Source organism: Pseudomonas sp. V88_4, assembly GCF_029967985.1.
Classification (GTDB): Bacteria; Pseudomonadota; Gammaproteobacteria; order Pseudomonadales; family Pseudomonadaceae; genus Aquipseudomonas; species Aquipseudomonas glycinae.
The window spans coordinates 346633-355022 of sequence record NZ_JASCAF010000047.1 but is presented as its reverse complement, the minus strand read 5'-3'; the positions used below and the strand labels follow the sequence as shown (position 1 = coordinate 355022).

The following is an 8390-nucleotide window of genomic DNA, read 5'->3' as shown; positions in this document are numbered from 1 at the left end:
GGAGACCTCCATGCACTTCAAGAAACTCGCTGCCACCCTGCTCATCTGCGCCATGCCGGCCGTCAGCCAGGCCCGTGACACGGCGGTCTACCTGCCGTTCGACAAGGCCGTCGCCGAAGCGACCCGCACCGGCAAGATCGACGGCAGCGTGAAGTTCTATCTGGCGGGCAATGCCCCGGCCGGCAAAGTCACCGTCGTCAGCCCCGGCGCCGTGACCAACAAGAAGACCAACGCCTTCAACAAGACCGACCAGGAAGCCTGCGAGTGGGTCGTGCAATCGGCGATCATCAGCCTGCACCAGGCCGCAAAAAACGCCGGCGCCAACGCCGTGACCAACATCGTCAGCTTCTACAAGAGCAACGAGCGCAAGGATGCGAAAACCTACGAATGCCACGCGGGCGCAATCATGGCGGGCGTAGCGTTGAAGGGCGATCTGGCGACGGTTCAGTAACGGCCGGAAACGACAAAGGGCGCCTTTCGGCGCCCTTTTTTTCATCTATTGCACAAAAAACTGCACACAAGGAAAGCTCAGCGTTTCTTTTCGGAAACGTCCCACATTCAGCGCATTTTCTACTCTGTAAGGTCAGTGGTGCCGCGATCAAGCGGCACACCTCAAGGACGAAAAAATGCGTAAAAAAGCGGTTATCGTTTTCAGCGGCGGTCAGGATTCAACCACCTGTTTGATCCATGCCTTGCCGATGTACGACGAAATTCACTGTATTACGTTTGATTATGGCCAACGCCATCGCGCAGAAATCGACGTAGCACGTCGACTAGCGCAAGAGTTGGGTGTGACTGCACACAGCGTGCTGGACGTGAAGGTACTCAACGACTTGACCATCAGTAGCCTGACGCGTGACAACATCCCCGTACCGTCCGCCAATTCATTCGGAAGCGATTTGCCCAACACGTTCGTACCTGGAAGAAACATTCTGTTTTTAACGCTGGCGTCGGTTTATGCGTATCAAATTCGGGCTCAGACTGTGATTACAGGTGTCTGCGAAACAGATTTTTCTGGCTACCCGGATTGTCGTGATGATTTCGTTAAAACGCTAAATGAAGCTATCAACTTAGGCATGGAATATGAACTGCAGCTTGAAACGCCATTGATGTGGCTGACCAAGGCCGAAATCTGGGCGCTGGCCAACTATCATGGCCAACTCGATTTTGTTCGCGAACATACACTGTCTTGCTATAACGGAATAAAGGCTAGTGGCTGTGAGGAATGTGATGCTTGTGGCCTTCGTTCGAAGGGGCTAGACGACTTCCTGAAAAACAAGAAGAAATTCACAAACAGTTTGAGATATCGATTGAGCTTAAGCTAACTCCCCAACGAACAGGAGGAGGAGCGTAATAACGCCCCTCCCCTGATGCCATTACGCGACCTTACTCTGCGCAACAAACCTTCTAAAAAGCGACCTTGCTCCGTACGCGGGAAAAACATTGAAAAATGCGAAAAACATCTTGATAGTGATTTGCACCATCACGATTGACAATATTTCATTACTCTCCAGCACACCATAAAAAGCTATAAAGCAAAAAAGTACACTATCGATCAAAACTGCAAAAAACGTGCTAAAAAAGACACGCAAGAAGAGATACCTGGAGTTTGTCAACTGCTTAATTTTGCACAAGAGGTATGAATTGATATATTCGGAAAACAGAAACGAAACCGATGAGGCCAACAACACGGAGGAAACATGCGATACCACCTCACCATAAGGTGCATCAAGTTTCCAATCCGGCACTCCCGGCATCATTTTTGCCGCACTCAACAATAAAATAATCAGCGCATTGCTCAGGAATCCAAAAAAAATTGCCCTTCTTGCTAGCTTGAACCCATACAACTCATTCAACATATCGACTACAAGAAAGGTCAGAGGATAGAGAAAAACTCCTGGAGTTAAAACGACGTCAAATTGCTCGATATATATCAGCTTCGTGGCACCAATATTCGAGAACACATACAACACCAAAAGCAACAGGTTTAATACAACGTAGACCATCCAGGATCGCTCATGACGATCGGTCATATCATAGGCAGTCACCGCTGTACTCGTAGAATAATATTTCCTGTATATACTTTTGACTTCGGCTCTGCTGAGATTATCTATCAAATCACTTTTTATCAGCTCTGCCAATTTCAGCTTAATCAGCTTCCCGGTTGAGACAACCATTACTACAGCGAGCTTCTTATCCGGCTCAAACCCCAGCAGCTTATATTTGCTGATTACAGCCTCAATACCTTCCGACATTATACCTTTCCTCTATCAATTCCCCTATGACAAGTACATCAGCATCAAACTCCGAGTCGGCGACGATGGTGAGTTTTCTAGTACGCTTGTCATATACAAGCTTTTCACCCCTACTAATCGATACGCCTTTCCTAACTATCAGAAGGTCACCCACTTCATTGGCACCGACTATCTCACTCTCCAAAAGCACACCTATCAGATTACTCGCCGCTCCGAAGTAATAGGTCAAAGGGTGCGATATAGCCAATTCGCCAATCCTTTTCTCCAAACTCTGAAGCAACAAACTTTCCTTGATGACCGGCACTGCGGCTGGGTTCATATTCCCGTGCAAAGAAACAGTTGATTCAATTATCTCCCGCTCTTCAAAATCGACTGTTTCTATCTCTTTGTAAGACACCCCGAAAAAATCCGAGATCTTCCGGATTGTAGATTCCTGTACGTTAACCACTCTACCTTCCAGAATATTGTAGATGGTCGTTCTGGTTAACCCACTGGAGCTACACAGTGAAATTCTTGTTTCACCTCGGCTTTCTATCAGGTACTTAATATTCTTTTTTAGTTTTTCTGTTTTTTCTTTTTTATGCATTAAATATCTGCCAATCACTTGATAGGTTGAAACGCATCCGCTACTCGACGGAACTATGCAGAATGCTGCCATACGCGGATAAATTGTACATCCACAGCCGCATGTTTAATTCGATGTTGAATACCAAACACAATGTAGAGGATAAATCCCACAGCATTTAGAGAGCTTACTTACATACACCTACAAAGAATCATTTAATTACACAAACGTTCAATTATTTGATTAATAGAAGCGAAATTATTAGTTATAAATACATTCGTCATCCACTTCCTTCGCTGAGCACCTATGAATAACTGGAGTTGGATGCCGCTATTCACTAAAAAACCAGAGGGAGTTCCGAAATGGAAAAAGTTGATTCCGACCACCCGCAATCCTTGGGCACAAGTAATCCAGACATGCCCGACCAAACCCGAACGACTGTCCCCGTCACCTCCCACCGCTCGCGTAAACAGGAGACGGTCAGCCACATTTTCACAATCCTGCCGGATGTCGACACAGAGTCATTGCTTCGCCATGCATGCGAAAACCTCGCTTCGCTCAATGTCATGGCTACGAATCTCGCAGGCGAGGTGGAAGGACCGCAGCGGAACGTAAAGTTGGCTATTCAGCAGCTCACCGTCCTGAGCGAGTTGCTGGTCAATAGGGCGCTGGACAACCTGGATCCGCCTTGAGAGAGCCCCCGCTTTCACGAAAAACACACTGACTACCGAGTACCCGCGCCTTTTACCTAATGGAGTTCTTCTGTCATGGATCGATACAGACCTATCACCGGAATTGACTGCGAAATACCTTCACTGCTGATCGACACTGAAGCACCACTGGACGTACTTCACGAAATAGCCGCCTACCGCATACGCACAGCGACACAGTTTCTCGAAAACCTGGCGTTCACTGAGGGCATTTACAGCGAGTTGGCGAAGGTATTGGTCACATCATTGCGCGATGGCTGCGACTTGTTGGATGTGATCGGGCGCAGATTGCAGGATGAGGCTTCGGCTTAGGAGTTAATGCAATCAAACCTTCAGAAACGACGAAGGGCGCTTTTCGGCGCCCTTTAACAAACAGGTTGGCTTGTCATCGCCTGTCACCTGTTTGGCTCTGCGATGGCTGGTAGCCCAGGATCCTCAGAGTCTCACAAAACACTTTGGGGAGAGTTTTCGATTTCCAATCCGATGTTCCGATGCCAGGCGCGTATAACTGTCGCAACTGCCTGATTCAAGAATCCGAACTCCCCTTTTCCTTCCTCCAGACAAACTGCCATGTAGTACTCGATGTCTTCAACGGTTGTTAAGTAATCGGCAGAGTCCCAGTGCGAAAACTGTTCGATTTTGCTTCCTTATGTGCGGACGAACGAAGTGAGAAAAATTAACGTTCATTGTAAAGTCCCGCCAGTCAGCGTTTTCCGAAAGACCTGTAGGCAATAACGCGAGATTTTGTAGTTCCCACTCCTTGGTTCAACACCTCTCAGAGTCAGTTTCTAAAATTCAGATGGGGATGATCGTCACGTTGCGTTAAACAAAGATCTGGCTAAGGTGAAGTACTACGTGGTCGAAGGGTGCGATGTCTCGTTTTAGAGGACCCACCCTGGCACAGGAGACAACCATGCAAGCGAAAGCCCTGATCACCGCCACCCTTTTCAGCCTGCTGCCCAGCGCCAGCCACGCCACCAATCTGATGTACATGCCGTTCGAAACAGTTGTGTCGGATGCGATGCGCGCCGGGCGGCTGGATGGCAGTGTGAAGTTTTATCTGGTCGGCAACGGGCCTCAGGGAACTCAACGGATGTTGCAGCGCGGTGTGGTCAGCGATCTGAAGACCAACGGCTTCAACAAGAGCGATCACGACTCCTGCGAGTGGGTGTTGCAGTCGAACCTGATTGCGCTGCAAGCCGAGGCCAAGCGTGTCGGGGCGAATGCGGTGACCAACATCGTCAGCTACTACGACCAGCATGTGCGCAAGGATCTGAACACTTACGAATGTCGGGCCGGGGTGTTTGTGACGCGGGTGGCGTTGAAGGGTGATCTGGTGCGGCTGCCCTGATCAACCGGCTTCGACCTTACGCGTGAGCAGTTCGACAAACGCCTTGGCCATCGGCGATTTCTGGTCCTTGCGCTGCACCAGCCACACCGCCGTCACGGCCTCGGGATCGAGCAGCGGTCGATAGACCACGCCGTCGATGCGCATCCGCTGATACGACGCTGGCATGACCGACACGCCCAGACCCGCCGCGACCAGACCGATGATGGTCATGGCTTCGCCGGCCTCCTGGGCGAAGTGCGGGCTGAACCCGGCGTCACGGGCCAGGCTTATCAACTGCGAATACAGACCGCTGCCGTAGCTGCGCGGAAAGAACACGAACGGCTCCAGAGCCAGCGCCGAGAGGAACAGCCCCTCTTCAGAGCCCTGCGCCAGCGGATGTTTGGAGCTGAGCACGGCCACCAGCGGCTCGCGCATCAGTTCGACCACACTGAGCGAATCCGGCAAACCCAGCGGGCGCATGATGCCGACTTCGATCGATTCGTCCACCAGCGCGTCGGCGACCATGGTGCTACTCATCTCCCGTAGATTCAGGTGCACGGCGGGGAAGCGCTGGCGGAAGGAAAAAATCGCCTGGGGAATGGTCGAGTTGAACGGCGCCGACGAGGTGAAGCCGATCTTCAGTTCACCCAGCTCGCCGAGTTGTGCACGGCGGGCCACGTCGGCCGCTTTATCGACCTGCGCGAGCACCAGCCGCGCTTCCTCCAGAAACAGCCGCCCGGCCTCGCTGAGCTCGACCCGACGATTGGTACGCTCGAACAGTCGCGCGCCGATTTCCTGTTCCAGCGCCTGAATCTGCTGGCTCAGCGGTGGCTGGGAGATGCCCAGCAGCTGAGCGGCGCGGCCGAAGTGCAGTTCTTCGGCGACGGCGATGAAGTAGCGCAAGTGACGCAATTCCATGGAAACCCCATTAGGTCGTGAAATCTATCAAACAGGTCGAACAATATATTGGATAGAAACATTAGCCAGCTATATGATTTTTTCATTGGCTGTCTGCCCGCGCCCCCGAGGTCTGATGTGAAAACCGCCGTCGCTCCACTGGCCCATGAAGTCCCGCCCGCTGCGGCGGACGATGTGCTGACCGAACTGCAAGAGATCTACATCGAGAAAGGCACGCCCGCGTTCATGCGCACGGTGCTCGCGCTGTTCAGCGGCGGCTTCGCCACCTTCGCCCTGCTGTACTGCGTGCAGCCGATGATGCCGCTGCTGTCCCACGAATATTCGATCAACGCCGCGCAAAGCAGCCTGATCCTGTCGGTGGCCACCGGCATGCTGGCATTCGGTCTGCTGATCACCGGCCCGATTTCTGATCGGGTCGGGCGCAAACCGGTGATGGTCGCCGCGCTGTTTGCTGCTGCGCTATGCACCATCGCCAGTTCGATGATGCCGAGCTGGCACGGCGTCTTGATCATGCGCGCGCTGATCGGGTTGTCGCTAAGTGGCCTGGCGGCGGTGGCGATGACTTACCTGAGCGAGGAAATCCATCCGCAGCACATCGGTCTGGCGATGGGTCTGTACATCGGTGGTAACGCGATTGGCGGGATGAGCGGGCGGTTGATCACCGGCGTACTGATCGACTTCGTCAGCTGGCACACAGCGATGATGGTGATCGGCGGTCTGGCGCTGATTGCGGCGGCGGTGTTCTGGAAGATCCTGCCGGAATCGCGCAACTTCCGCTCCCGCTCGCTGCATCCGCGCAGTCTGCTCGACGGCTTCACCATGCACTTTCGCGATGCCGGCCTGCCGCTGCTGTTCCTTGAGGCGTTCGTGCTGATGGGCGCATTTGTCACGTTGTTCAACTACATCGGCTATCGCCTGCTGGCCGAGCCGTACCACATGGATCAGGTGTTCGTGGGGCTGTTGTCGGTGGTGTACCTGTCAGGCATCTACAGCTCGGCAAAAATCGGTTCGCTGGCCGACAAACTGGGGCGCCGCAAAGTGCTGTGGGCCACCATCGCGCTGATGTTCGCCGGCCTCGCCCTGACCATGTTCACACCGCTGCCGCTGGTGATCATCGGCATGCTGATCTTCACCTTCGGCTTCTTCGGTGCCCACTCGGTGGCCAGCAGCTGGATCGGCCGTCGGGCGCTCAAGGCCAAGGGCCAGGCGTCGTCGCTATACCTGTTCAGCTATTACGCCGGGTCGAGCATCGCCGGGACGGCGGGCGGGGTGTTCTGGCACTGGGCCGGGTGGAACGGGATCGGCCTGTTCATCGGCTCGCTGTTGCTGGTGGCGCTATTGGTGGCGTTGAAGCTGGCGAAGTTGCCGCCGCTGGGTGGCGTCAAAGCCTGATTCACGCCCACAAAAAACGCCCGGCATAAGCCGGGCGTTTTTGTTTTCTACCCTTAGAGCTGAGCGCCGATCACTCGTGATACTGCGCCGACAGTTCATGCACCGCACGCAGGAACGCGCCAGCGTGTTCCGGGTCGACTTCCGGCGTGATGCCGTGGCCGAGGTTGAACACGTGGCCGCTGCCCTTGCCATAGCTGGCGAGAATGCGCCCGACTTCGGTGCGGATCGCTTCCGGCTTGGCGTAGAGCACGGTCGGGTCCATGTTGCCTTGCAGCGCGACCTTGTCACCCACGCGGGCGCGGGCGTTGCCGATGTCGCAGGTCCAGTCCAGGCCCAGAGCGTCGGCACCAGCCTCGGCGATGCTTTCCAGCCACAGGCCGCCGTTCTTGGTGAACAGGATCACCGGCACCTTGCGACCGTCGTGCTCGCGGATCAGGCCGCTGACGATTTTCTTCATGTAGGCCAGGGAGAACTCCTGATACGCCGCCGCCGACAGGTTGCCGCCCCAGGTATCGAAGATCTGCACCGCTTGCGCACCGGCCTGGATCTGGCCGTTCAGGTACGAAGTCACCGACTGAGCCAGCTTGTCCAGCAGCAGGTGCATGGCTTGCGGATTGTCGTAGAGCATTGCCTTGGTCTTGCGGAAGTCTTTCGACGAGCCGCCTTCGACCATGTACGTGGCGAGAGTCCACGGGCTGCCGGAGAAACCGATCAGCGGCACGCGGCCGTTCAGTTCGCGGCGGATGGTGCTGACTGCGTCCATCACGTAGCCGAGATCCTTGTGCGGATCCGGGATCGGCAGGGCTTCGATGTCGGCCAGGGTGCTGACGACTTTCTTGAAGCGCGGACCTTCACCGGTCTCGAAGTACAGGCCCTGGCCCATGGCATCGGGAATGGTGAGGATGTCGGAGAACAGGATCGCCGCGTCCAGTTGCGGATAGCGGTCCAGCGGTTGCAGCGTGACTTCGCAGGCGAATTCCGGATTCATGCACAGGCTCATGAAATCACCGGCCTGGGCGCGGCTGGCGCGATATTCCGGCAGGTAGCGGCCGGCCTGGCGCATCATCCACACAGGGGTGACGTCTACGGGTTGCTTGAGCAGGGCGCGGAGGAAACGGTCGTTCTTCAGGGCAGTCATGTCGGCATCCGGAAAAAAAGTGCGGGCATTTTCTCAGAGCGCGACGCAAAAGGCACGGATGCAGGTCAGCCTTTTGTCTATC

General features: G+C 54.6%; 10 protein-coding genes. 6 read left to right on the top strand and 4 right to left on the bottom strand.

Annotated features, from left to right (window positions below; genetic code table 11):
* Positions 1-10 precede the first annotated feature (10 nt).
* Together QLG12_RS27165 and queC are read left to right on the top strand one after the other, a co-directional pair.
* The gene (locus QLG12_RS27165; RefSeq protein WP_011332090.1) at positions 11-451 is read left to right on the top strand and encodes a hypothetical protein; all 441 of its coding nucleotides are present in this window, start codon (positions 11-13) and stop codon (positions 449-451) included.
* A 175-nt stretch (positions 452-626) separates the two neighbouring features.
* The gene (queC, locus tag QLG12_RS27160; RefSeq protein ID WP_197869298.1) at positions 627-1325 is read left to right on the top strand and encodes a 7-cyano-7-deazaguanine synthase QueC; all 699 of its coding nucleotides are present in this window, start codon (positions 627-629) and stop codon (positions 1323-1325) included.
* Positions 1326-1376: 51 nt separating this feature from the next.
* Here the strand turns inward: queC and QLG12_RS27155 are convergent, their stop codons facing one another.
* Together QLG12_RS27155 and QLG12_RS27150 are read right to left on the bottom strand one after the other, a co-directional pair.
* Positions 1377-2255, bottom strand: coding sequence for a queuosine precursor transporter (locus tag QLG12_RS27155; protein ID WP_282475540.1), 879 nt, complete (start codon positions 2253-2255; stop codon positions 1377-1379).
* Positions 2239-2841: a helix-turn-helix transcriptional regulator gene (locus QLG12_RS27150; protein ID WP_197869300.1), complete on the bottom strand. Its 603-nt coding sequence runs from the start codon at positions 2839-2841 to the stop codon at positions 2239-2241. The genes QLG12_RS27155 and QLG12_RS27150 overlap by 17 nt, the downstream gene beginning before the upstream one ends.
* Before the next feature lie 341 nt (positions 2842-3182).
* Here QLG12_RS27150 and QLG12_RS27145 point away from each other — a divergent pair, with 341 nt between their 5' ends.
* The 3 genes from QLG12_RS27145 to QLG12_RS27135 all read left to right on the top strand — a co-directional run bounded on the left by QLG12_RS27145 (position 3183) and on the right by QLG12_RS27135 (position 4881).
* The gene (locus QLG12_RS27145; protein WP_197869301.1) at positions 3183-3512 is read left to right on the top strand and encodes a DUF6124 family protein; all 330 of its coding nucleotides are present in this window, start codon (positions 3183-3185) and stop codon (positions 3510-3512) included.
* A gap of 75 nt (positions 3513-3587) precedes the next feature.
* Entirely contained in the window at positions 3588-3842 is a 255-nt protein-coding gene (locus QLG12_RS27140) for a hypothetical protein (RefSeq protein ID WP_197869302.1), read from the top strand.
* Positions 3843-4443: 601 nt separating this feature from the next.
* Positions 4444-4881 carry an excinuclease gene (locus tag QLG12_RS27135; RefSeq protein ID WP_197869303.1) on the top strand — a complete coding sequence of 146 codons (438 nt, stop codon included), beginning with the start codon at positions 4444-4446 and terminating at the stop codon, positions 4879-4881.
* On the opposite strand, the gene QLG12_RS27130 is transcribed toward QLG12_RS27135, so the two are convergent.
* Positions 4882-5778, bottom strand: a complete 897-nt coding sequence (locus tag QLG12_RS27130; RefSeq protein WP_282475539.1) for a LysR family transcriptional regulator — start codon at positions 5776-5778, stop codon at positions 4882-4884.
* A gap of 117 nt (positions 5779-5895) precedes the next feature.
* Here QLG12_RS27130 and QLG12_RS27125 point away from each other — a divergent pair, with 117 nt between their 5' ends.
* Positions 5896-7170, top strand: coding sequence for an MFS transporter (locus QLG12_RS27125; RefSeq protein ID WP_282475538.1), 1275 nt, complete (start codon positions 5896-5898; stop codon positions 7168-7170).
* A 70-nt stretch (positions 7171-7240) separates the two neighbouring features.
* Here QLG12_RS27125 and hemE read toward each other — a convergent pair whose 3' ends face one another.
* The gene (hemE, locus tag QLG12_RS27120; RefSeq protein WP_007968321.1) at positions 7241-8308 is read right to left on the bottom strand and encodes a uroporphyrinogen decarboxylase; all 1068 of its coding nucleotides are present in this window, start codon (positions 8306-8308) and stop codon (positions 7241-7243) included.
* Positions 8309-8390 lie beyond the last annotated feature (82 nt).